This is a genomic window from Nocardia sp. NPDC051321, assembly GCF_044455225.1.
Taxonomy (GTDB): domain Bacteria; phylum Actinomycetota; class Actinomycetes; order Mycobacteriales; family Mycobacteriaceae; genus Nocardia.
Map to the genome: position 1 here is coordinate 20354 of NZ_JBITEM010000004.1, position 23846 is coordinate 44199.

General features: G+C 63.9%; 17 protein-coding genes. 10 read left to right on the forward strand and 7 right to left on the reverse strand.

The genetic code is table 11. The features are described 5' to 3' along the window. Nucleotides 1-69: 69 nt before the first annotated feature. The 4 genes from ACIA8C_RS09810 to mobF all read left to right on the forward strand — a co-directional run bounded on the left by ACIA8C_RS09810 (nt 70) and on the right by mobF (nt 9555). Entirely contained in the window at nt 70-648 is a 579-nt protein-coding gene (locus ACIA8C_RS09810; RefSeq protein WP_397132885.1) for a single-stranded DNA-binding protein, read from the forward strand. Between the two features lie 285 nt (nt 649-933). Beyond that, nucleotides 934-2484 carry a hypothetical protein gene (locus ACIA8C_RS09815; protein WP_397132887.1) on the forward strand — a complete coding sequence of 517 codons (1551 nt, stop codon included), beginning with the start codon at nt 934-936 and terminating at the stop codon, nt 2482-2484. Between the two features lie 408 nt (nt 2485-2892). Then, nucleotides 2893-3270 (forward strand): hypothetical protein, encoded by a 378-nt coding sequence (locus tag ACIA8C_RS09820; RefSeq protein ID WP_397132889.1) that lies wholly within the window; start codon nt 2893-2895, stop codon nt 3268-3270. 315 nt (nt 3271-3585) lie between these two features. Further along, nucleotides 3586-9555 carry a MobF family relaxase gene (mobF, locus tag ACIA8C_RS09825; RefSeq protein ID WP_397132891.1) on the forward strand — a complete coding sequence of 1990 codons (5970 nt, stop codon included), beginning with the start codon at nt 3586-3588 and terminating at the stop codon, nt 9553-9555. Nucleotides 9556-9834: 279 nt separating this feature from the next. Here mobF and galE read toward each other — a convergent pair whose 3' ends face one another. The 4 genes from galE to ACIA8C_RS09845 form a co-directional block, all read right to left on the reverse strand. Further along, nucleotides 9835-10806, reverse strand: coding sequence for a UDP-glucose 4-epimerase GalE (gene galE, locus ACIA8C_RS09830; protein ID WP_397132893.1), 972 nt, complete (start codon nt 10804-10806; stop codon nt 9835-9837). Continuing rightward, entirely contained in the window at nt 10807-11841 is a 1035-nt protein-coding gene (locus ACIA8C_RS09835) for a hypothetical protein (RefSeq protein WP_397132895.1), read from the reverse strand. Then, nucleotides 11838-13154: a phosphomethylpyrimidine synthase ThiC gene (locus tag ACIA8C_RS09840; RefSeq protein ID WP_397132897.1), complete on the reverse strand. Its 1317-nt coding sequence runs from the start codon at nt 13152-13154 to the stop codon at nt 11838-11840. Before ACIA8C_RS09840 ends, ACIA8C_RS09835 begins: the two co-directional genes overlap by 4 nt. 115 nt (nt 13155-13269) lie before the next feature. Next, nucleotides 13270-13392, reverse strand: a complete 123-nt coding sequence (locus ACIA8C_RS09845) for a hypothetical protein (protein ID WP_397132899.1) — start codon at nt 13390-13392, stop codon at nt 13270-13272. Nucleotides 13393-13661: 269 nt separating this feature from the next. On the opposite strand from ACIA8C_RS09845, the gene ACIA8C_RS09850 reads away from it, so the two are divergent. Further along, nucleotides 13662-14948: a hypothetical protein gene (locus tag ACIA8C_RS09850; RefSeq protein WP_397132901.1), complete on the forward strand. Its 1287-nt coding sequence runs from the start codon at nt 13662-13664 to the stop codon at nt 14946-14948. A 5-nt stretch (nt 14949-14953) separates the two neighbouring features. On the opposite strand, the gene ACIA8C_RS09855 is transcribed toward ACIA8C_RS09850, so the two are convergent. Together ACIA8C_RS09855 and ACIA8C_RS09860 are read right to left on the reverse strand one after the other, a co-directional pair. Then, nucleotides 14954-16000: an NAD-dependent epimerase/dehydratase family protein gene (locus ACIA8C_RS09855; protein WP_397132903.1), complete on the reverse strand. Its 1047-nt coding sequence runs from the start codon at nt 15998-16000 to the stop codon at nt 14954-14956. A gap of 12 nt (nt 16001-16012) precedes the next feature. Further along, nucleotides 16013-17143 (reverse strand): M20/M25/M40 family metallo-hydrolase, encoded by a 1131-nt coding sequence (locus ACIA8C_RS09860; RefSeq protein ID WP_397132905.1) that lies wholly within the window; start codon nt 17141-17143, stop codon nt 16013-16015. Between the two features lie 585 nt (nt 17144-17728). Here ACIA8C_RS09860 and ACIA8C_RS09865 point away from each other — a divergent pair. The 5 genes from ACIA8C_RS09865 to ACIA8C_RS09885 all read left to right on the forward strand — a co-directional run bounded on the left by ACIA8C_RS09865 (nt 17729) and on the right by ACIA8C_RS09885 (nt 22430). Next, nucleotides 17729-18286, forward strand: a complete 558-nt coding sequence (locus tag ACIA8C_RS09865; RefSeq protein ID WP_397132907.1) for a hypothetical protein — start codon at nt 17729-17731, stop codon at nt 18284-18286. Nucleotides 18287-18501: 215 nt separating this feature from the next. Continuing rightward, nucleotides 18502-18813, forward strand: coding sequence for a hypothetical protein (locus tag ACIA8C_RS09870; RefSeq protein WP_397132909.1), 312 nt, complete (start codon nt 18502-18504; stop codon nt 18811-18813). 1045 nt (nt 18814-19858) lie between these two features. After that, nucleotides 19859-20650, forward strand: a complete 792-nt coding sequence (locus ACIA8C_RS09875) for an SAM-dependent methyltransferase (RefSeq protein ID WP_397132911.1) — start codon at nt 19859-19861, stop codon at nt 20648-20650. A 439-nt stretch (nt 20651-21089) separates the two neighbouring features. Next, on the forward strand, nt 21090-22007 hold the full coding sequence (locus tag ACIA8C_RS09880) for a nucleoside hydrolase (protein ID WP_397132913.1): 918 nt from the start codon (nt 21090-21092) through the stop codon (nt 22005-22007). Between the two features lie 108 nt (nt 22008-22115). Then, nucleotides 22116-22430 (forward strand): WhiB family transcriptional regulator, encoded by a 315-nt coding sequence (locus tag ACIA8C_RS09885; protein ID WP_397132915.1) that lies wholly within the window; start codon nt 22116-22118, stop codon nt 22428-22430. 76 nt (nt 22431-22506) lie between these two features. On the opposite strand, the gene ACIA8C_RS09890 is transcribed toward ACIA8C_RS09885, so the two are convergent. Next, the gene (locus tag ACIA8C_RS09890) at nt 22507-23502 is read right to left on the reverse strand and encodes an alpha/beta hydrolase (RefSeq protein ID WP_397132917.1); all 996 of its coding nucleotides are present in this window, start codon (nt 23500-23502) and stop codon (nt 22507-22509) included. Nucleotides 23503-23846 lie beyond the last annotated feature (344 nt).

The following is a 23846-nucleotide window of genomic DNA, read 5'->3' on the forward strand; positions in this document are numbered from 1 at the left end:
GTCGGCCAGGAATTGGCCTGTCGCAGGGCGCGATCCGAATTCTGTTCCTACACAAGGGAGTAACCGATCATGGCCGGAGACACTGTCCTCACGATCATCGGCAACCTCACCGCCGACCCCGAACTGCGGTTCACACCGGATGGCGCGGCGGTCGCCAACTTCACTGTCGCCTCGACGCCGCGGGGTTTCGATCGCAACGCAAACGAGTGGAAGGACGGCCCGGCGCTGTTCATGCGCTGCAGCATCTGGCGCGATGCCGCGGAGAACGTCGCCGAGTCCTTGACGCGTGGTTCTCGGGTGATCGTCTCAGGTCGGCTCAAGCCCCGCTCTTGGACCGACGCCGAGGGCAACAAGCGCAACAGCGTCGAGCTCGAGGTCGATGAGATCGGTCCCACGCTGCGCTACGCCACCGCGAAAATCACCCGCACCTCTTCGCGCAACGGCAGCCAAACGACGACCTCTCCAACCGATCCTGCTGCCGCATCGGATCGTTCCGGCCAACTGGTCGGCGCAGGCGTCGGCGCCCAGGGAGGCCAGGATCCGTGGCGGGAACCCAGTGGCTGGGGCGGGGCCTCGGACACACCAGGTTCTGAACCCGGCGGTTGTGCGGGTGGTAGGGCTGACCGTCTGGTCGACTGCCCGACCTGACGAGTGCTACCAGCGCCAGACCCCGCCACGGCTGCGGGCCCGCGCCCGGACGTCACCGAATTTCTCGGCGCGGCGCACCAGCCCAACACCCTTCGCCGTTTCCTGCGCAGAAATTCGATGCCGCCCGTCTCGGCGCGTTCCCTCCGCCGCGTCGGGGTCTGTCACTGGTCGGTCGCACTCAGGCCGGTCAGTCGACCAGCCGCCCAGCCCCGTGCCGGGGTTCGTGCCATGCGCGCGTGCCCGGTACGGGGCTGGCCCATTTCTCGGACCAGACAGGAAATCGTGATGACTGCTGCTCCCCGCGTTGCCGATGTTGCTGATTCCGCTGCCGTGACACCATTCGCCAGTGCCCTGGCCCAGATCGAGTACCTGCTCGAGGCCGACCCGGATCGAGCACGTGACGAGTTCGCCGCTGTGCTGAGCCTGGCTTCACCACAGGAGCGAGCCTTCCTCGAAGAGGCCGCCACGATCTTGTCCCGCAAACCCTTCCGCGAGGCTGCGCGCGAGCTGGGTTGGATCGCCAAGAACCGGCCCGAGGTGCGCCACATGGTCGTCCATCTCACCGCCGACACCAATCCTGACCTCTACCGTCCGGCGATGCCCGATCCGACGGAAGTCTCGATCGAGGCCGCTGAATGGGTCCGACGCTCAGTCCGTGAGAACCGCAAACCTGAGCGTCTCACCGCTGCCTTCTCCGAAGACACCGACCTCGCACGCCGCGACCCCGACGCCGTTCTGTATCGCCGGATCCGCCAACTCTCGCCGTATCTGCGTCACCGCGAACGCGATCAGCGCACCCTCGAGCGCCGACACCGCGACGACGCCGAGTTCGCCGCCTACGCCGCCGGACGGCTGTTCACCATCGACACTGACACCGATCTGGGTGCCCCGATGCCCGACCCGCGCAAGCCCGCGCATTTGATGTGGGCTCACGTCCAAGCCGGGCTGTGGGATCGCAGCTATTTCCTCTACGTCTCCGAGAACTACATCGAACGCGACCGTGATCTGCTCGCACCTGCCTCACCGGTCATCCGCGCGGGCAGTGCACGGCAGGGCCGCTACGCCGCCCTCGACGATGCCGCTCAGACCCTCCTGGGCGAGGACACGACTGACGCAGCGCGCGGTGATCGCCGTCGAGGCGCTCGCCGCCGCTGGACCAACCTCCCCAAGCGGATCACTCCCGCCGACCAGAAGGACTTCGCGCGCAAGCGGACCGGCCTGCCGGTGCCGAGCGACTACGACGAGTTCCTGCCCTACACCGAACTCGATGTTGTCGAGGCCACCTGGCAGGGCTCAGGTCTGGATTACGACCTGGCGGCGATGAACCCTTACCACGGTTGGCCGTGTGTTGGTTGCTGGATCGACCGCTGCGACAGCGACCTGCGGGTGGTGCATGTCCTCCACGGCCAACGGGTCAGTGACGACGGCCTGTGCGGCGACTGCCGCGACGACGGCCAGCCGGGCATCGCGCCGCTGCCGGTTCCGTGGGGGATCCAGCAGTTCGTAGAGTCGCGGTGCGCCTACATCGCGGCCACTCATCCTCAGCAGGCCCGTGCGATCCTCGACCAGATCCGGGCCGCTGCCGCGAACACCGGACTCACTTGGCGCATCATCACCCGCTGGATGGCGATGAACCTCGAACAGCCCGTAACCACTCGCCCCGCACTGCGGACACCGGCCCGGCGTCGGCGACAGCCCGCGCTCGGCGCCGGACAACGAATCGGGCGCTGCGACGGCTGCACCAAACCCGGCGTCGTGCACGCCGACAGCCTGTGCACCGCATGTCGCGCCGAACTCACTGTGATCGCCAAGCGCCGACGCACCAGCGCCGCCTGACCTAGGCGCACCACCCGGATCCCGGTCCGCCGTGGCTGGCTCTCGCCCACGGCGGACCGGATCCCGACCATCTACCGCCGCCCAGCTGGTCGGCATCCAGCATTCACCGGAGGTTGCCGAAGTGACCGACTTCTTGTCAGCGAATTGGGCCTGGATCATCGTCGTGGTCTGGTTCTCGCTCGTACCGACCCACTGTCAATCCCATTGCCAGCGTTGCTGTCCCAGACCGCGCCGGTTCGATACGGATCCACGCTCCTACCACGCGCCGTCTAGCCGTTCCTGATCGCCGAGCCCCCACGCACCAGCGTCGCCTGAACCAAACACCCTCCCCCGATCCCGGTCCGCCGTGGTGACAACATCCCGCGGCGGACCGGCCACCAACCCCTTCTCCCACCTCAGGAGTGCATCGTGTCCCGATCCGTACTCACCCGCATCATCGCTCGCATCGCACCCTCGCTTCAACCAACACGCGGCCCGCGCATCAGCGTTCACCTCAACCAGGACCCCAGCGCGCTCGAACGCGGCTACCACGCCGGTGATCCCCTCACCCTGGTCTACCGGGACCGCTTGCCCGCCCTCGCACCTGGTACCACCGACCGTGTCATCCTCGACCGCGTCTTCCTCGCCATCAACGACTGCCCCGCCAGCCCTGATTACGAGCAGCTCGCCCATCACTGGGCAGCCCGCAGCCTTCGCTCACTCTCGGTCGGCGATGTCGTCGTCATCGGTCGTCGCGCCTTCGCCTCCCAACGCTTCGGCTGGGACCACCTCCCGGCCCTGCCCTGACCGGCCCGGACCGGATTACGTGCTCAGCCGGGACTGGAACGCCCTATCTCAGTCCCGGCCTCTTCCACCTCACTACCTGCCTCTACCCCCGCACCCACCCGCACCATCAATTCTTCCTCACCACTCACTTCACATTCCACCCTCTCTCCCCCACCCCCTCTTACCTACCCCCTCACCTCTCCACCTTTATTCACAAGCAGACCTCTTGCATTCAGGATAACGATTTGATAACGACCAGGGGATTTGGCGGATTTGATACTAATCGGGTGAGTCCGGCCTCTAGATTAATTCGAGCCGGAAGTGCTTGCTGGAGGTATGACCGCGACGATACATAAAGTCGCGGCAGGCAATGGGTATCAATATTATCTCCGCAATGTCGCCGCGAATGATGTCTCTTCCCGTGGCCGTTCCAGCCTCGCTGACTATTACTCCGCGCAAGGGGAAGCTCCGGGCCGCTGGCACGGCTCCGGTCTGGCCGCGTTAGGGCTGCACGATGGTGACGAAGTCACCGAAGAACAGATGAAATCCCTGTTCGGGCTTGGCCGTCATCCGAACGCCGAAGCGATCGAAGATCGCGTCTACGACGAGCAGATCCGCCTCGGCGCCAAACACAAAGATGCCGCCCGCGCCGCTGACAAGGCGAGTCGTTTAGGTAACCCGTTCCGGGTTTATACCGAGGTTTCCGAGTTCCGTAAAAGGTGCTCCGCAGCGTTCGCTCAGCACAATAAAGCGAACGGATGCCACCCTGATGACGCGATTCCTGATTCGGATCGGGCGCGGATTCGGACGCATGTCGCGTTCGATATGTTCACTGACGAATACGGCCGACCGCCGTTTGATGCGCGGGAATTGTCGGGGTGGGTGGCCAAGAACTCGCGCCCGAACACCAGCGCGGTCGCGGGTTTCGACATCACTTTCTCGCCGGTGAAGTCGGTGTCGGTGTTGTGGGCGGTGGCCCCGCGGGCGGTGTCGGAGAAGATCGAGGCCGCCCACCACGCCGCGGTCACCGATGGCCTGCGGTGGCTGGAGAGGCGCGGGATCTTCACCAGGCTCGGCCGTAACGGGGTCCGCCAAGTCGACGTCGAGGGCATAGTCGCCGCGATTTTCACCCATCGTGATAGTCGCGCAGGCGATCCGGACCTGCACACCCACGTTCTGATGGCCAACCGGGTACGCACGCTCGATGGCAAGTGGCGCACCCTCGACGGCGCCACGATCTACGCGGCGTTGGTGACGGTCTCGGAGATCTACAACACCCGCCTCGAGCATCACCTCGAGCGGATGGTCGGGGTGGAGTTCACTGAACGCCCTGGCCAGGACCTGTCCAAACGCCCGATCCGCGAGATCGTCGGTATCTCAGCCGCATTGATCTCCGCGTGGTCGCGCCGCGATACCGCGATCACTACCCGGCTCGGGCAGCTCGCCGCGGAGTTCCAAATCCACCTCGGTCGCGAGCCGACGCCGAAGGAATTGTTCAACCTGGCCGAGATCGCCACGTTGCAAACCCGTCCGATCAAACACTTGCTGCGTTCGCTGGCCGAGCAACGCCGCACATGGCGGGCCGAGGCTCAACACCTGCTCGGTGGCCGAGACGCGTTGGCGCGCATGGTGAGCGCGGCGTTGAACCCGATCCGGATTCCCCGTCCGGCCCTCACCGGCCAGTGGATCACACGCACCGCCGAACGAGTGGTCGACGTAGTGTCTGAGCATCGCGCGACCTGGCAGTCGGCGAATCTGCGCGCGGAAATCGAACGCCAACTCCGCGGCCAGGTCGCCAGTGAGGACTGGGAACGCGTCGCCGAAGCACTACTGGCCCAGACCATCTCACCCGCACACGCCGTCGCCTTGGACGACCCGAATCTCACCGATCAACCCGAACTTCGCACGGTCCCGACGGTGTTGCGGCGCCGCGACGGCGCCAGCGTCTACACCTCGGCGCTGTCGCAGCGCTACACCTGCGCGCGCACGTTGTCGGTCGAGGCGCAGCTGATCGAGATGGCGGCACAACCCGGTGCACGCCAGGTTTCGCCCGACCTCGTCGCCGCGGCAGTGCGCGACTACAACACGGCCAATCCTGATCGGCGGCTCAATGCCGGGCAGATCAGCGTGATCGAGGGGTTCGCCGGGTCAAGTTTGCGGGTCCGCACGACCAACGCGCCCGCGGGATCGGGCAAGACCACCGCGATGGCAGTGCTCACCGATGCTTGGCATCGCAGCGGCGGCCAAGTCCTCGGACTCGCCCCGACCGCGGCCGCGGCGGCGGAACTGGGTAAGTCGATCCACGTCCGTGTTGAGACCGTCGACAAGGTCCTCGACGTCCTGGCCAACCACACACCCATCCTCGACAACCTTGTTGTGGACCGCGAATTTCCGCCGCCGTTGCCGCAATGGATCCTCGACGTCGGCCCCGACACATTGGTGATCGTTGACGAGCACGTCAAAATCGGGAACCGGAAACGCCTTCGCCTGCTGCGTTATCTAGCCGATCGCGGCGCCACGATCCGCTGCATCGGTGACCCACGACAGCTCGCCGCCATCGAGGCCGGCGGCGTCGACGCCGACATGGACGCCGCCGCGCCCGAACCCGCACTCACCCTCAGCCACGTCGTGCGGTTCGAACTCGACGCCGAAGCGACCGCGAGTTTGCAACTCCGCGAAGGCGATCCGACCGCACTGGGCTGGTATCTGGACAATCGCCGCATCCACGCGGGCCATCAAGGAGCCACCCACGAGGACGCGTTCACCGCCTGGACTACCGATCATCTCGCCGGGCGCGACACCATCATGCTGGCCGCCAACCACACCGTCGTCGGCGAGCTCAACGCACGGGCGCGCGCCGACCGCCTCGCCCGCACCACCACCGAAGTGGGCGCGTGCGCTCTTCTGATCGACAACAACCTGGCCTCGGTCAGTGACACAATTCGCACTCGCCACAACAATCCACGGCTGCGTTTAGGTGCGCGCGATTGGGTGCGCAACGGCTACGCCTGGACCGTCACCGCGGTGCATGAGGACGGCAGTATCACCGCCAGCCACCAACGACCCGGCGGCGAACTCGGCGCCAGTGTGTGGCTTCCCGCCGATTATGTCGCCGAACATGTGCGCCTCGGCTACGCGACAACGATCGATTCCGCACAGGGAATCACCGCCGACACCTGCCATGTCGCGCTCACGGGAAGCGAGTCGCTGCAACAGCTTTACGTCGCACTCACTCGCGGAATCTATGCCAATCACGTCTACGTGCCAACCGCGTTGGATGGTTCGGAAGCCTCGTTCTGGTCCGAACCGGCGGTCTATCCGCGCACCGCCGTGGAGATCCTGTGCCGCGTTTTCGGTCGCGACGGCATCCAGAAATCGGCGCACACCATGCTGCGCGACGCCCTCGACCCACACCGGCGCCTCGGTCGCGCACTCGATATCTACCTCGACGCGATCGGTCTCGCCGCCGAAAACGCACTCGGCCCCGAAGGTCTCGAACGCCTCGACGCCGCCGCCGACACAATCGTTGCCCACCTCACCGACTACCCCGCCTACCCGGTCCTGCGCCAGCATCTGGCCACGATCGCGCTCTCGGGTCGTGACCCGATCACGGAACTACGCGACGCCGCGAACGAGCGCGAACTCGGCACCGCCAAGGATGCTGCCGCCGTGCTGGACTGGCGCCTGGATCCCTCCGGCGCGCACTCCGCCGGTCACGGCCCCCTGCCGTGGGCGGCCGGGATACCCGACGGTCTACACGCCGAACGCGACTGCACTCAACTCTCTGCCCGCGCCGCCATCGTCGCCGACCTCGCCCACCAAATCCGCACCGATGCCCGAACCTGGACACCGGCGACCGCGCCGCGCTGGGCGCGACCACTCATCAGCATCGACCCACCGTTGGTCGAAGAACTCGCGATCTGGCGCGCCTCACTCGATGTCGATGACCGGGACATGCGCCCGACCGGCCGCCCCCGCTACAGCGTGCTCGAACGCGAATACCAGCAACTCCTCGACACCCGTGTCGCCACCGCTCTCGGCGACCCGCACAACCCCGCCACCAAATGGGCATCTGTCGCCGAAGACATCGAAGCCCGGCTCGTGGCCGACCCGTGGTGGCCGATCATCGCCGACAAAATCGAAGTCGCCGCCCGCTCCGGAATCGACATCGCCACCCTCCTCACCCACGCCGCACAAACCCTGCCTTTGCCCGATGAGATGCCCGCCGCCGCGCTGTGGTCACGCCTGCACCTCGAACCCTCCGCCCTCGACACCCCCGACAGCCACACCCTGCGCCCGGACTGGATCCCCGACCTGCACACCGTTCTCGGCGAACGCACCGCCGAACACGTCATCACCGACCCCGCCTGGCCGCGCCTCGTCGCCGCGATCGACCGCGCACTCAGCAACGGCTGGACACCTCACGACCTGCTCAGCACCGCCTACGAACTCATCCTCGGCGCCCAACCCGACGACGCCCCCGGACTACGCCCCGACCAACTCACCACCGCACTCGCCTGGCGCATCGACGCCCTCCAACACGAAAACACCGACCCCCAACCCACCACCATCACGGACTCGACCATGCACCCACACCACCCACCCGATCCACAACCATCCACAACAACCCGCAACAACATCACCAAACAACCCACGCCGCCACCGACACCCGTACACCCCACCACGCCGACCGCGATATCGCAGGATGTCGCCACCATCGCGACGCTCCTCGGATCCGGAGACACCCAAACGGCCCGCCGTGAATTCCGCAAGCTGACCCGCCATCTCACCGACGAACAACGCGACATCGTCGAACGCGTCGCCACCGTCCTCTACCGATACCCGTTCAGCAACGCCACCGCCCGACTCCAGTGGGCCACAACCCGATACCCCGAACACCGCGACCTCATCAACGCCTGCACCCCCGACGAGGACCCCCACACCTATCGGCCGACGGTCCTGCACCCCAAACATCGGCCACCCCGCGACCACCGCGACGTCCCCGCCCGAGACCACGCCGACCAGATCGACCCCACCCGCATTCGCCCGCTCGCCTCCGATACCGAAACCATCGCCGCACAACAACACCAGAACTACCTCGACACCCGCGGCGACATCGACGACGACCCCGGCCACGGTGAAGACCAACAGCAATGGCCGATACCCCGCGGCGTCGTCCATCACTACTACATCGACAAAGAACATCGAGACCTCCTCCCCCACCAGGCCCTATACCCCGAAGGTGACCCCGACTACGACCGATTCGCCGCCCGCAATACCCGAGCACTCCCGTGCGTGACCTGCGGGATCGGGCGCGCCGTCACCGACACCATCCCCCAACATCCGCGCCACAGCGACGACGGCCTCTGCGGAGAATGCCGCGACAACAACGCAGAGCCCATCCCCGACCACCACCCCGACAATCACATCCGCGCCCGCTGTGACCACCTCGCCGCCACCCAACCACCCGAATCACTGCGCGGTCTGCTGCGCCGCGATTGGCACGCCGCCAGGACTCTCGCCGAACGCCTCAACATCAGCTCCTGGGCCGACACCCACCTCCCTCCCGACGCGACTCCAACAGACGTCTCGCCCGACCCGATCGAGCAGAACCCCCACGCTCTACTCGATGACGCCCAGATTCAGCAGCGCATCGACGACCTCGAACAGCGCATCTCTCTCATCCACGACGACGCCACTCTCTACGGCCCAATCCCCGAACCGCACAGCGATGACACCGACGACGCAAAAATTCTTCACCGCCATCACGCCGCCCAACAGGCAATTCGTACCGCCCGCGCAGCCGAGAACGCACTCGGGCAAGCCGTGCGCGACCTGCACGCTCTCACCACCAAAATCGATACTGCCCGTGCACGTCTCGACGACATTCCTGGATACCGTCGCAGCGCGCGACGCGACACACAGGCCCGCGTCGACGCCCTGCTGGCCCAGCAGCAAAACGCCCTCCGAACACGGGAATCGGCGCGCGCCACCGCCCGTGATACCCGACGAGAGGCGACCCTGCATGCCGGCACGGCCGACCACTGGGACCGAGTCCTCGTCACCCCTCCGCCGGAGCGAACCGAACATCAACCCATCACGACCAGCGACTCCGCCGCTGATCGGCAAGACCAGATCGCTGACTACCAACGCCAGATCGAGCAACTCCGGACCGAACAGCTGCGCCGCACCGAAGTTTGGCAACCCGACGAACAACTACTGCGATCGAACACTCAAGAAGACAATGCGCTTGAGTTCATCGAGTCTTCGCGTCCCCACCAACCCGAGGACGGCATCGGCATGTAGGAATCGAAGTGAGAGCAGAAGGGGCCTTCGGCGAACCGGCCCTTCGCTTTTGCCTTACCGCGTTCTCGCTCCCCCATCAACGGCATCATTCACGCCACACGCACGTAGCCGATCAACTCCGTGCCGCCTACGCAGGGAATGCACGCCCATCATGGTCGGCCACTGGGAACCCAGTGAGAGTACTTCCGGACGGTGGATGAGGTCGACCGCAGTTGGCGCCTTCGGGCATTGCGCGCTCCGCAGGCCGACCGAGGCACCGTTCGATAGACCGCAGAGGCGCTAGTGCTGTTGATGGAACCGCCATGCGTCGCGCACGATATCGAGGATGTCCGGCTTCTCCGGGGTCCAGCCAAGTTCGTCTCGCGCCAGCTGTGAGGACGCGTATAGGGTCGCCGGGTCGCCAGGTCGCCGTGGTTCGGACGCGACCTCGAATGGCATTCCCGTCACTTCCCGAACCGCTTGGATCACTTGAAGGTTCGAGAAGCCGATGCCGTTGCCGAGGTTGTAGACCTTGTGTTCACCGGGATGGATGGCGCCGAGCGCGAGTAGGTGCGCTCGTGCGAGATCGGTGATGTGGATGTAGTCACGGACATTAGTGCCATCCGATGTCGGGTAGTCCGCGCCGAACAGCGACAACTTGTTGCGGCGGCCGAGGGCGGCATCCAAAGCCAGTGGAATGAGGTGAGTTTCGGGGTTGTGGCGTTCACCGATCATGGTGCCGTCGCCGCAGTCATATGCCCCTGCGACGTTGAAGTAGCGCAGGCTGATAGCACCGAAGGGAAAGGCGCGAGTGAAGGAGGTGATCGCTCGGTCGACGGCGAGCTTGGTGTCGCCGTAGGTGTTGACCGGGTTGGTCGGTGAGGTCTCGACCAGCGGCAGCTCGCTCGGTTCTCCATAGACAGCTGCGGTGGAAGAGAACACCAGCTTGCCGACCTCGGCGGCATGCATCGCATCCAGCAGCGCGAGTGACGCGCGGGTGTTGGAGTCCCAATGCCGTTCGGGATGCTGCATCGATTCGCCCGCGGCGATAAGTCCGGCGAAGTGCAGCACGGCGTCGAACCCGGCCCCCGGGGTGAGGATTTCGCCGACATCGTGAACGCGCAGTTGGATGAACTTCGCGCCGTCAGGGATCTGTCGGCCGTCGTTGCGGGAGAGGTCGTCGAGGACGACGACCTCGTGCCCGTCATCGAGCAGCATCCGTGCGACGGTGGCGCCGACGTAGCCAGCCCCGCCGGTGACGAGATATTTCACTCAGACCTGTACTTTCATCGCGAGTAGGTGATCGAAGATGTCGCTTCTGTGCCGCTGAAAGTACTCCTCGGGACCAGATCTAATACGGGTACCCGTCCATCCCGTGATCCGCTCCCAGGTGGCCCGCTTCACCGTTTCCAATCGAGTGGGGCCGCGTGGGCCATCCGTCCATGCCGTCGCCAGTGCGGTCCCTAGCTCGTGCGCAATCTGCTGGTGGCGACCAATGATTCGTCCGCTGCTGGTGACTGCGTAGCGCGTGCACGCTACGGCGTCGGTTCTGGGGCGGCCGAACTCAGCATCGAAGCGGCCGAGTGTGTGCTGAAGGTACTCCCAGAACCGTCCCGGGTCCATGACTGGCAGCGCGGGGTTGGTTCGCCACGCAATCTCTGCACTCATCCAGTCTGCGATCGGATCGTCCATGACGTCGAGGTCGTGGTAGCAGTGCGCGCCCTGCAACATCGCCGCGGTCCGCAGGACTTTCATGCACAGCTTGTTCACGGTCAGGTGGAAATCTTGGGCAGTCGTGCCTGCAATCCACTGTGTGAGCAGCTCATCCCCGAAATAGGACTGGATGTAGAACAGCAGCATTTCATAGCAGTCGCGTGCGTCCAAAGTGACCGGATCATGGGGTGGCAGCGCTCGTTCGGTGAGTGAGACGCCCAGATTCTTGTATTCGTAACCCAACACCGTGTGGAGTCTGCGGTAGTCCGACAACGACAGGACTATGAAATCGACTTTGGAGAAGGTCTTTTCGGCCTGCCGCACGAGTTCATGAGTATCCGTCGACGGGGTGTCACCGTAGTGGATGTAGAGCAGGTCGACGTCGCTGAGCGGGGTGTATTCGTCGTCGGCGGTGCGGAGGAAAAACATTTCGCCTCGAGCGAGGGAACCGCCGAGGATGAGCCAGTCATCGGCGGGCACGCGACCACCGATATCGGTCAGTTCGCTAGCGATGTGCAGAGCCGGGTAGTCGAGTGATGGTGCATTGGTGCGCCTGCGGATGATGTGGCGAGCGAGTAGTTGAGCGTCCATCATGCACCCACCATCGGATCGGGCAGCGGCACCGGAAGGTCCCGTGGCGCGGGTACCGGAGCTTCTTCGTGGTCCTTCTTCGCAGTAATGTGCGGGCACAGTGGGCCGCAGATCGTGCACGGTGCTCCCTTACGGAGCCCATAAGTCAGGAACGCGTTGCCCGCCAGACCTGGATACAGGGCGTGGCCTTGCTGGATCTCCCAGTCGTTAGCGCGGCGAGCCACGCTGATCGCACGCTGCCTGTCGATCTCGGGTTCCCAGCCGCGCACCAGATCCAGCGCAGTGATCGCGACGCGGACCATGCGTACCGATGTCGCCGTGTCGGCTGCGGTCGGCATCGCGTAATGCTCGTTGTGGGTGATGCTCGCGAACATGTCGCCGCCGCACTGCCCGGCGGCGGTGACGCCGAGAACGTTCACCGTGTCATCCAGAGTCACTCCGTTGTCGATCACCATCGGCCCGGCCAGCCACAGCGGCGCACCGCCGAGCGCTTCTTTGTAGGCGGGGATCAGCTCTGGGATGCGATGCAACGGCATGTGCCCTCCGCTTTCACACAAGACCTGCACACCTGCGCACAGTGCGGCTTTGCGGAGTTCGGCCAAGAGTTGGATTTCGCGCCACTTCAGTTCGTCGCCAGCATCGGCTGTGGCGCCAGGTCGGAAGATGTCTCCCAGATCCAGTACGACCTCACGTCGACGGCAGATATCGACGATGCCGTCGAAGTACTCGATGAGCGGGTTGTCGCAGTTATGCATGCGCATGTAGCGGGCGAGCAAGCCGCCTCCACGTGAGGTCGTGGGCATTATCCGGTCGGATTTCTCGCTCATCTCGACCAGCGCGGGATTGATGCCAGCGTGGATGAGCACGAAGTCGACACCAGGGGCGAGCCCGAGCTCGAACCGTTCCAGGAACTCATTGCGACCCAGCTTGCGACGCGGATCGGCGAACAGGTCATAGGTCACACACGCACCCAGCGGTATACCCACGATCTCTTTCAGATCTGCCCGAAGCGCCACCCCCTCAGGATTGGTCGTCAGATCCATGACCGCGTCCGGGCCTGCGGCCAGGATCACCGCCATGCTCTCGACTATGGCGTGGCGGTCGGTGTCACGCCGGCCTAAGCCGATCAGCGCCGACACCTTGCGGCGGGTGTCCTCTCCAACGAGTAGCGGCCGGAAGCCCGTCAGGTGCCGACTGGCTTCCGAACGCAGAAACACCAGGGTGCCGCTCTCGACGCGGCGGGCGCTCAGATCAGGGTCGAGACCTTCGGCTCGGCAGGTGGCGATGAACTGGGAATCTGTTGCCAGGTCAATCATTTCCGTCTTCCTTCCAGATCGGGTACTACAGAGACGTGACCAGTGCTGGCGACGACTGGACCGGACCAACCGCTGAGGGAATGCCAGCTGCGATCGCGTGTCGTGACCCGGTGGATCAGATGTTTTCCCGCTCGTCGCCTGCGGATGTGACCGCGGATTCGGCGGCCGCGCCGAGGGCAGCGGGACAGTTCACGTGCTCTGGCTCCCACCGGTCGTATTCGCTCATCGACGTCGCCATGTCTTGCCTCCAAAGCGTCGCTTCCAGTGCACGCCAGGCTGGATCAGACGATTCCGATCGAAAAGTTGAGCCGTCTAGCTCGATTCACCGATCGGAAATGGCTGTCTCGAAGCTGCCAACACCAGGTGCTGGATTAACGATCGCGCGAAACAGGGGTTCGCAAGGTGGCCCGAACCGGCCCATTTCGGCCCACTTTCGGCCCGTTCCGATTTGCCCCCTCTCAATACGCGGTGAAATGTGACTACCGTTGACGATGAGTGGAGGTGGGCATGGACAAACCGCGTACCCGCTTGGAACAACTCGCACTAAACAAGGGGCTTGGCACGGCGGACTTCCGACGGGAGTTCAGCAACAAAGCCAAGACTCTCGGGATCGACGTCGCAGTCTCACGGAGCGCGGCGAAGCGATGGTTCGAGGGCGGCATTGCCCGCCCACGCGAGGCCGCCACTCAGGTCCTTGAGACCTGGTTCGGCGAGTCCATCGCAGTGTTGACAGGACCTCCCCTGTCCCAGTCTCGACTAGTCACGGAACAGGAGCTCGCTGTGAACGCAGCGCATGAATCGGTGAACCACGCTATCGAAGCTGCATCAGCACTGGATCCCTCAGCCTTGGAGCACCTGCACGCGGCAGCCGGTGAAGCAGCACGCGCGTATCTCATCACGCCGCCATTGGAAATGCTGACCGACCTGGTCGCGCTGCGCGACACGATATATGTCCAGCTGGACCGAACGCACAAGCCGTTGCAGCACGCCGAGCTATACCTTCTCGCTGGCGAGGTTTGTGGTCTGTTGTCATCGGTGTCGTGGGATCTCGGGCTCTTGGGTGCCGCCGACGAGCAAGCACGGGCGGCATACACGTACGGCAATGTCATAGACCATCTCTCATTGCAAGCATGGGCGCGCGCGCTCCAAGTCACTGCGGCGTTCTGGTCTGGCTATCCCCGGCGGGCCGCAAAAATCGCATCCGCCGCGCTCGACAATGCTCCAGCCGGAACGGCGCGAGTCCGCCTGCACAGCGTCAACGCGCGAGCTCTCGCGTTGATCGGTGCTCGCGGCGAGGTTCGCGACGAATTGGAAGCCGCCACGACCGAGCTCGACCGAGCTGGCAACGACTCGTTCCTTGACGAAGTCGGGGGCGAGTTGGCTTTCAACCGTGCACGGCGTGGCTTGTGCGCGGGTGCCGCCTACGTGGCGTTGGGTGATGGCGATCAGGCGGAGCGTGAGGCAGAGGATGCGATAGAGCAATTCGCAGTCATCCCAGAGGAACAGCGTTGGGGCGCTGGCGCTCTAAGCGCGCATGTCGACCTTGGCGCAGCGCGTACCCTTCGCGGCGATCTGGCGGGCGCGCAGGATGCACTTCGTCCAGTCTTCGACTTGGCTCCGATCCGCCGCACCGAAGCCATCGCCCAAAGACTGCACGCCCTCGCCCGGATCCTCGGAACCACCAGGTACCGAGGTGCTGTCGAAGCGATCGAACTAGGTGGCGAGATCGAAAATTTCACTGCGATCTCACTGGCTCGGACCTCGGGAATGAGGGCCCTCCCGCCGCCGTCGTAGCGCCGCTATTGAGCTCCGCAGTGGTCGAGTTGGGTTGCGTCCCAGAGGCCGAGGATCGCTTGTTCGCGTTCAGGTGTGATCCCTAGTTCGCTGGCGCGTTCGTGCTCGACGGCTGCGCCTCCGTTGTTGAGCCATGCCCAAGTGTCCGCAACCGTGTCCCTTATCAGTCGGCTAGCGAATCCTGAGTCCAGGGCACGTTTCGAGTCGACCGACCACGCGCCTTTAAACATGCGCCACAGCGGCAACTCGGTCCATTGTCGAACGCCTTGCTCCGCAAGCCACTGCTCGTCGGTGATCCATTCGAGCTTCGCGTCTCCACCACTCAAATCATGGCAGGAATTTAGTAGATCGCCCATCGTCTCGCGCCCGGGCGCGGTCACGTTCATAGTGCCAATAAGATCCGGCATCAAGGTGAACGCCGCGACATCTCGAACATCGACTGGCTGAATACGCCGCTCTGGACGGCCAGGAGCGAGCACGCGCCCCCCGCGCTGCATCCGGCGCAGCCACCACGCCAGCCGTCCAACGTATTCCAGCGGGCCCAGAATTACTCCAGGCCGCAGGATCACGGTCCGCTCTGCTCCGAACGTCTCCAAGACGGCCCGCTCGCACCCCGCCTTGCCGAACCCATAGATGGACGGGCCCGGATCACCGTCGTATCCGAAGTCGGGGCCTGCGTCTGGCGGGCACTCCAGCACCGGCGATTCCTCGTTCAGCGGCTCGACCGGCCAGCCCTGGTATACCGAAACCGTCGATATCAACAGGTAGCGTGCTGCTACTGGTTCTAAAGCACGTGCCAGATGCAGCGTTTCGCGTGGGATGAAGCTCGACGTATCAATGACAAGGTCCCACTCACTGGACTGGGCAAGTCGCGCCAAGTCGTCGGGATCGGTTCGGTCGCCCCGAATTGTGGTCACCCCATCGACGTCACTACCGCTGTGACCGCGCCGAAACGTCGTCACATTGAGATCTCGTGCTACAGCTATCTCGGCAATCGTGCGACCAAGGAACCAGGAACCACCCAGAATCAGAATCCGCGTCACATCAGCCATTGTGACCAACGATCACTCCATCGGCGAACGATCACCCAAACGAACCAGCAGGGAGGCCAGCAGTGCTGCCTGTCGAGGCATAGTTGCAACATCGACGTGCTCGTTGCGTGCATGGGGGTGGCCGCCAACCGCGCCGAGCCCGTCGAGCGTCGGAACCCCTATCGCCGCAGTCAGGTTCCCATCCGAACCCCCGCCAGACCGAACAGCGGCCAGCGGCGCCAAACCGAGTTGTTCAGCAGCAAGGGCGGCCTCCGCGAGGAGCGACTCCGCCATGGACTCTTCGAACGGGGGCCTGTCGATTCCACCACTCACCATCACCACGGCACCTGGCAAATGGGGTGTCAGCGCCGACATCGCTCTATCGACATCTTCGAGGCCGCGAGGAGTCCACGATCGCGCGTCCACCTCGCACCGCGCGAACTCAGGAACCGTGTTGGTTGTCGACCCTGCGGCCAGAACTGTAGGTGTCACTGATGTCTCACCCGATGCGAATCCAGCAATGGTGATTATTTGGTGGGCTAGCTCTACCGCGGCGTTGACGCCCAGCTCTGGCTCCAACCCAGCATGAGCAGCTCTACCTCTAACCTCCACACGATAGAGAGCTATGCCCTTGCGACCGGACTTCACAGCAGCGCCGTCCGCGCTAGGTTCGCACACCAACGCCGCGCCGGCACGCCGCGCCTCGTTCTCGATAAGCGTCCGCGACGTCGCCGACCCCACCTCCTCATCGCTGGTCAAGAGCACACTGACATGCGATGGATCAGCCAACAGCTCCACGGCAGCGATCGCCTGGATGATTCCGGCCTTCATATCGAAGGTCCCCGGACCGGTCGCGACTCCGTCAGTGATCGAGAATGGCCAATCCTGGATTGTTCCCAAGGGCCACACCGTGTCGAAGTGCCCCAGCACCAGCACTTTTGGAGCAACCGCCGAGGCAAGCAGGTGCACGTTATCATCCACGCGTACCACTTTCACAGGCCGCCGAATAGCAGCCGACAACCACGGTGACAACAGTTCAGCGCAGTTTTTGAGGTGCTGTGGCGAGCTTGACGGCGACTCGCAGTTCACCAACTCTCGAAACCGATCCAGCATGGTCGGCAGCAGTGCTTCGGCTCGCTGTAGAAGGCCAGGCTCATCGGTCACAAGAGCCGATCCTCCCACGAGACCCAATCGAAGCCCGATGGGCTGCCTCCCAGATGGTTGGACAGCGCCCGCACCTGGCGTTTCGTGCGCTCGCCATCACGCAGGGCAAACCTGGCTTTGAGCCACGGCTGTATGCGCCCGCTCTATCCATTGTGGTCGATTCCCATATTCACGTCGCAGTGACAGCTGGCTAATTCGACCGAGCCAAAAGTGGGCCAAAATGGGCCGAACCGGGCCACCTTGTGAACCACTGCTTAGCGCGATCGTGGAACCAACACCCGCCGCCTGGCTGCTGCTTCCTTTGTTCAGATCGGCACCAACCGAGCGAGCGAATTCCACCACAGACGCGATATACCCACCCGCAGAGGAGTACGAGCTTGTGAGCAAAATTGGCTTCTGTACCCGCGTCCCGCTCGCTGTTCTCGTCGATGGTGAAATGGCAGCGTCGATCGTAAAGAACGACTGCGACTGCAGGGCATCCGTAGAGCCACCGGCCCTTCATATCCGACGGGACTTTGAGCACGATCCCAACGCGGGCGTCGCCACTCGTGACACCGCCATCCTCTTCGAAGCTGAGGGCGCGTCGTGATTGATACCGCCGCAACCATTGGCTGCCCGCCCGACGGACCGGTCTCGTACGGGTTCGGATACCCCGTCGTCATCTCGGCATTGCTGCCGTCGCAGGACCGGCTGCTGGCTGCGATCTCCGGCCAACTCAACGATGCAGCGGCATTGTCGCGATTGGCTCGGGAGTTGGGTGACCTGCACGCCTCGCTTATCCCTTACACAGTCGATCCCGACTTCCGTGAAGGTTTCGACCCGTACATGGTGTACGTCGAGATCGCCGAGTGTGAAACCGCGATCAATTCGTGGGCAGCGCTCCATTTGCCTCGAAACCCCATCGCGCGCAGGCATACCCAATCCCTGGGGGAGCTGGTCAGTCAGATCGCCCGGATCTATGCCCAGGCGTGCTGGACGATGCGGCACACCGATGACAAACAGACAGAACACGAGGCGTGGTTCCACGTCGCCGAGGTCATCGATGGCTACGCCGAGCTCGTCGATCAAGTTGTCGGTGGGCGCGTGCAACTGCCACTGGGGTGGCGCGGTCTGTACGGCGCCGCCCCTCGGGCAGCGGCATGACTGAGGACTCGATTCCTGTGCACATCCATCATGTGTCCTCGGCAGGGCTGCCGCGGGGCTCGGAGTGGTTCAACTACTTCGCTGTCGTGCGTCCGCTGTCGGCCTCACCGACCCCGCTGGGTAGTCGGCTCTTTGCCACGTGCCGTCGCAGGGTGCGATGCCCGCCGACTCGGGGAAAGGGCCCAGTGGTGAATCTGGTGCGGGAGAGTCCACTCTTGGCTGGCTACGCGGCGGCCCTTCTCGTCGCACATCAGCGTCGCGCGGATCTGCCTTCGACCTCGTGTCGTGGTGTCGATGCTGAACTCACGCAACTAGTTCGGGCGATCGACGCGACAGTCGCGGAGCTTGTCGATATTCCACATGAGGATAGCGAGATTGGTGAACTGGTGTCGCGGATGGCCGCTGGATGGCTGTTCTACCGCGCCTATGCAGGGGCCGACATCAGCATCGCCGCCGCGCTCCGAGCCCAACGCGACTATGACACCGCCATCGAGCAACTTCCGATGCTGCGCAGGAGCCTGCGATGACCCCGGCCCGCGTCATCGCCGTCTATCCACCAGCCAGGGCATGCCGACGGCCGACTAGCGCGGGAGTGGGACCGGCACCCGCGACCGGAGGTGGGGGTTTGATCGCCTTCTTTATTGCAGCCAACATGGCCGCGATGTCCTTCGGGCCTCGCCTTCAAGCAAGGCATCTCGTCTGGGACCTGTCCACGCGGGTGCATAGAGCGTTGGAGCAGCCATGATGGTCTTCCTCATCACTGCAACCGTCCTGGCGACGTTCTTCGGACTTTTCGGCGCCGGGTTGGCCTTCCTCGACTGGTTGCGTCCCGCACCGCCCCTTCCTCAACCACGACGCACGCCGCAGACCCGAACTGTGCATCGCAGGTATCCGCGCGCAATGCACGAGACGATGCCGCTTCCGATTCCACAGGGGCCGTGGTCTTCCGGCTCATGCGAGATTTACCGAATTGCTAACTAGCCGATCAAAATCGACCTTCCCGCAACATTTTCCGCCGAACAGGAGGAGAGATGACCCGTCTACACCGGATTTGGCAACTGGAAAACCAGATCGTGATCAGGATCGGATTCGTACTAGTCGCTGCGGCAGTCGTCTGGCTGATCAACGAGGTACGACAAATCAAAGCCCGCGAGGGGCGATCGCATCATCCCGCGAACGGTGTCTTGCACCAGCGTCAATTCGAATCCCAGCCCCAAACGTATTCGCCGCGTAGCGATCACAAGCGATGACCGCACTACAACGCGACGGCACAGTTGCACCTCTAAACCCTGAGTTCCAGTGGGCCTTCATCACGCCGCATTGTGACAGACCCCGTGTCTACGCTCACGGAACTGCTCTACCGATTGGCACCTGGGTGAGGTTCGAGGCCACCTGTGATCCGACAGGACCCACGCAACGGAAGCTGGTGAGCTTCCGCAAGGCTCAGTCGAGCCCGCGAAACCAACTCGCAGAAGATTTTTCGATACGAATGCTCTCGCTGTTCAGTCGGCTGAACTGTCAGCTTCCGCTTACGCCGCTTCTGCGTCGACACAATGATTGGACAACAAGGTCGTGTCAGATCTACACCGTTCTCCCGGCCTCAATCCGAACGTGCCGAGCTCGGCCCGCATTTATGACTACATGCTCGGCGGTAAAGACAATTACGACATCGATCGTGAAGTCGCACACCGCATGCTAGCCATCGCCCCTGACACCAGGACCTTGGCGTGGTTCATCCGTCAGTTCCTGGTGAAGGCGGTCGAGGTAGCCGCCGACTCGGGCGTCCGGCAGTTCATCGATCTCGGCGCGGGCATCCCCACCTCACCGAACGTGCACGAGACGGCCCGCAAGATCGAGCCTTCGGCGCGCGTGGTCTACATCGACAACGACCCGATCGTGCACGCGCACTGCGACGCACTGCTCGCACATTCCCCCGGTGTCACGGCATTGAAGGCCGACATTCGCCAGCCGGACGACATCATCGACCGGTTGAAGACCGGCTCGCTGATCGATTTCAACGAACCGGTCGCGTTGCTGATCGTCGGCGTACTCCACTACGTGATGGACGACGAACACCCGCAGCAGATTCTCGCCAAGTTCCGCGACGTAATGGCACCGGGCAGCTACCTTGCGCTGACCCAGGCCTCCGGCGACACCCATCCGGACTTCATCGGCCAATCGCACGAGGACACGAATAACTCCCCCTCCCAAGTCAGGTACCGAACGCGCGAACAGACGGCCGTGTTCTTCGACGGCTTCGACATGATCGGGCCCGGCGTGGTGCCCGCCCAGGAATGGCTCGACGATGACCTGCCCGCCACCCGCCTGGTGATCTACGGCGGCATCGCAATTCAGGCCGGCTAAAGCACGCCCCCTGCTGCGCGGTCACCTCTGGACGCGAACGGGAAGGAAACAAAGTGGAACCTCCAACACCCGCAGGCTGTACAGCTGATCTGGCTGGCACTGGTCGGCCTAGCGGGGAAGGCGCAGGCTATGCCGGTGGTGGCTGTGACTGTGGCCCAGCGCTCACGTTGTCGATGTGCGGGGCCGGAAAGAGCAATGCTGCTGGGCGATTGGTCGCAGTGACCTGCCCTTCGCGGTTATGTCGCCCCGTTGAGCGACTACTGACGTGGGTTGCGTTGGTCGACGGGCCGGATCGCCGAACATCAGGGCTGGTTCCCCGGCCGCTGCCCGTGCATCGGTGCCCGGATCCTCGATGACCGATTCACGTCCCCGACACCCGCTCTGCGCTCACACAAAAGCATCTGACCAATTGATTCCGAACCCTAGAAGGGATAGTTCTATGTTCTGTGCCCCGTTCCTTGCATCTGGCGCACCACAGGTGCTCCTGGACACCGACATTGGTTACGACCTCGACGACGCCCTGACCGTGTGGGCAGCAACACGCACAGTCACCGAGCTCGGCATCCTCACCACCGACGAAACCCCCACCAACGAGCGCGCACACCTGACGACCGAAATCCTCCACGCCCTGGGTCGCACGGACGTACCTGTCATCGCCGGACGCAAACTGCCCGGCGCTCAGCAGCGATTCCTCATGGCTGGACAGACGTCCGTCAACCGACCACTCTGCACCGATCTCATCGACTACGTCAGCGCCGTCTACGAAGGCTCCACCCAGCCTGTGATCTGGGTCTGCATGGGTCCAGCATCCAATCTCGCGGATGTGCTCATTGCGCACCCCGAGTTTGCCGAGCAAACCGATCTCGTCATGATGGGCGGCTGGCTCGACCACTACCGACGACCCGACCGTGCCTCACACAACCCACGCATGGATCCGCGCGCGTTCGGGCTGGTCATGCGGGCCATACGTCGACCCCGGCTCGTGATGAGCACCCACACCAATGCGGCCGCCCTGGCGATCACCCCTGCATCGCCCCTCTACTCGTGGTTGACCATGCCGCAGGCACCGGCCGACTACGCGCTGATTGCCGAGAACGCGACTCGATGGTTCGCCCATAGACTCCAGCGCGAACCTGGCGCCGAGCCGAGTAGCTGGATGAGCGACGTCGTGACACTCGCAGCTGCTTTGGATGTCGGCGTTGTCGATTTCGCGACCGAAAACGTGCGCATCGAAGAGGACGCGCTCATGTATCGCGACCCGAACGGCTGTGAACTCCAGGTCTCCACCAGCGTCGATCTCGACGGATTCCTCGATTGGCTCTCCGCTGTACTGCCAGTTACTGCGATGACCGCCTGAGTAGTGAGACATCACCAACCCCACTACCAGCGAACTCGTCCGCACGAAAGGCGATCCGATCGTCATGCCGGTTATCAGCTATCCCCCACTGCTTCTGGTCGCGACGTCATGATCAACGGTGCGGGAAGGGCTGCGTTGGACGAGGTATGGGAATGGCGGCTGCGCGGATCCTGTCGTGGCATGGATGCATCGGTGTTCTTTCACCCTGATCGCGAACGCGGCCGAGCACGCGCGCTCAGGGAGATGCGGGCGAAGGAGATCTGCCGCGCTTGCCCGGTGCTGCTCGAATGCCGCACATACGCATTGGCTGCGGAGGAACCGCACGGGGTGTGGGGCGGCTTGTCCGCCGACGAACGCAAAAAAGAGCGAACGCGGAAATCAAAGCTCTATGCGGCGGGTCCCCGTGGCCATGGCCTGGCGTAGCGCCCAACAGTTTCTCGATAGCGGCCACGCCCCTCGCGCATGCGAATGCGGGAAGACGTGGGACAACTCGGATCTATCACTCCAGTGAGTTGATCCACTCGATGACAGCGCCCTGGTAGTCGCGAGTGTTCGGCGCGATTGCCAGCGCGTGCCCCGACCCAGGCAGCACATAAGCCCGCAGGCGCGCCGCGGGCGCGAAATACGGTGCCTCGGCCGTGTAAAGAGCATCAGGGCTCGCGCACACCGAACACAGCTTGTCCTCGCTGCCGTTGACGATCATGACCGGCACTGTGATCTGCCGCGTCATCGGCCCGACCGTGGAGGTCAGGCCGGTGAGCATCTCGGCCGGGGTGAATGTGTCTTTGACGTGCACCTCATCGGCAATCAGGACAGCGGGGTCGGTTCCCGGTCCGGCGAAACTACGCTCGCGGGTGCCTGGGGCAGTCGTCAGGTAACCGAGGTCATAGCCGGCGAATCGGGGATCCGGGTCGGTGGCCGCGGGCCGGAACGTCGTCGCGGCAGCCAGGGTGCCCAACAGGTCGATCGAGTGCGAATAGCCGGTCAGGAGTAGACCGTCGAGCTGGGCCCCGCCGACCGCTGCCAGCACTCCGATACCGGAGCTCAACGACACCCCGCCGTAGAGAACCCTCCTGAACGGTGGATGTTCAGCGAGCCCGTCGCGTCGTAACCCGGCGACGATCCCGGCCACCGCCTCGGCCTCACGCGGGGAGGTGACTGTGAAACTCGGTGGCCGCGAGGATGATCCTGTGCCGAACCGGTCGACCAGCAACACAGCGAACCCAGCGGCGTTGAGCGCCCGCCGAAAACTGTAGGTCTGGGATTCGACGGGCCAATCCCAGTACAGCGCATTGATCGCCGCACCGGGCATCAACATCAGTACGGTGTCGGTCGTCCGTTGAGGGGTACACAACCGGGCCCCCAGCTCGCCATCGGACACGGACAGCTGCATGTCCTGGCAGTGCCCGGGATCGGTCGATTCTGCGTGGGCGACACCGGCCAACGCCACGGTCATCGACACAGCCACCGCAACGGCCGCCCTCACGAAACCCATAGTCCCGCAGGATATCCCACCTATTCCTCTCTTACACCAGACATGCGCGTTGGCGCGCGAGCATCTCAGGTGGTCTCGGGTAGCGAGTGCGGGTGCGGTGGAAGGGCACGCAGCTGACCGGTCTGAGTCGTGAGGGAAAATCGCAGTGGCAATTGGGGTAGGTCTTGTCGCGCGAGACACCACCGCCGTCCGCACCCTTCTGAACGATGATGACGTCATCGACTCCACCGCGCTTCTGGGCGACACCCATATCGATGCCATTGAATCCGGCTCCGAACGCGCCTCGTTCGACGTGGGCCATTCTGTTCGTCTGGTGGGTGTCCTGATCGCCGCGTCGAGTACGG

What these genes read in the sequence shown, in the direction of transcription:
- ACIA8C_RS09845 (WP_397132899.1), bottom strand. Translation starts at nt 13,392, where the DNA reads ATGGCGACGTCGATGAGCGAATACGACCGGTGGGAGCCAGAGCACGTG.
- ACIA8C_RS09880 (WP_397132913.1), top strand. Translation starts at nt 21,090, where the DNA reads ATGTTCTGTGCCCCGTTCCTTGCATCTGGCGCACCACAGGTGCTCCTG.
- ACIA8C_RS09835 (WP_397132895.1), bottom strand. Translation starts at nt 11,841, where the DNA reads ATGATGGACGCTCAACTACTCGCTCGCCACATCATCCGCAGGCGCACC.
- ACIA8C_RS09850 (WP_397132901.1), top strand. Translation starts at nt 13,662, where the DNA reads ATGGACAAACCGCGTACCCGCTTGGAACAACTCGCACTAAACAAGGGG.
- ACIA8C_RS09890 (WP_397132917.1), bottom strand. Translation starts at nt 23,502, where the DNA reads ATGGGTTTCGTGAGGGCGGCCGTTGCGGTGGCTGTGTCGATGACCGTG.
- ACIA8C_RS09810 (WP_397132885.1), top strand. Translation starts at nt 70, where the DNA reads ATGGCCGGAGACACTGTCCTCACGATCATCGGCAACCTCACCGCCGAC.
- ACIA8C_RS09840 (WP_397132897.1), bottom strand. Translation starts at nt 13,154, where the DNA reads ATGATTGACCTGGCAACAGATTCCCAGTTCATCGCCACCTGCCGAGCC.
- ACIA8C_RS09855 (WP_397132903.1), bottom strand. Translation starts at nt 16,000, where the DNA reads ATGGCTGATGTGACGCGGATTCTGATTCTGGGTGGTTCCTGGTTCCTT.
- ACIA8C_RS09815 (WP_397132887.1), top strand. Translation starts at nt 934, where the DNA reads ATGACTGCTGCTCCCCGCGTTGCCGATGTTGCTGATTCCGCTGCCGTG.
- mobF (WP_397132891.1), top strand. Translation starts at nt 3,586, where the DNA reads ATGACCGCGACGATACATAAAGTCGCGGCAGGCAATGGGTATCAATAT.
- ACIA8C_RS09885 (WP_397132915.1), top strand. Translation starts at nt 22,116, where the DNA reads ATGATCAACGGTGCGGGAAGGGCTGCGTTGGACGAGGTATGGGAATGG.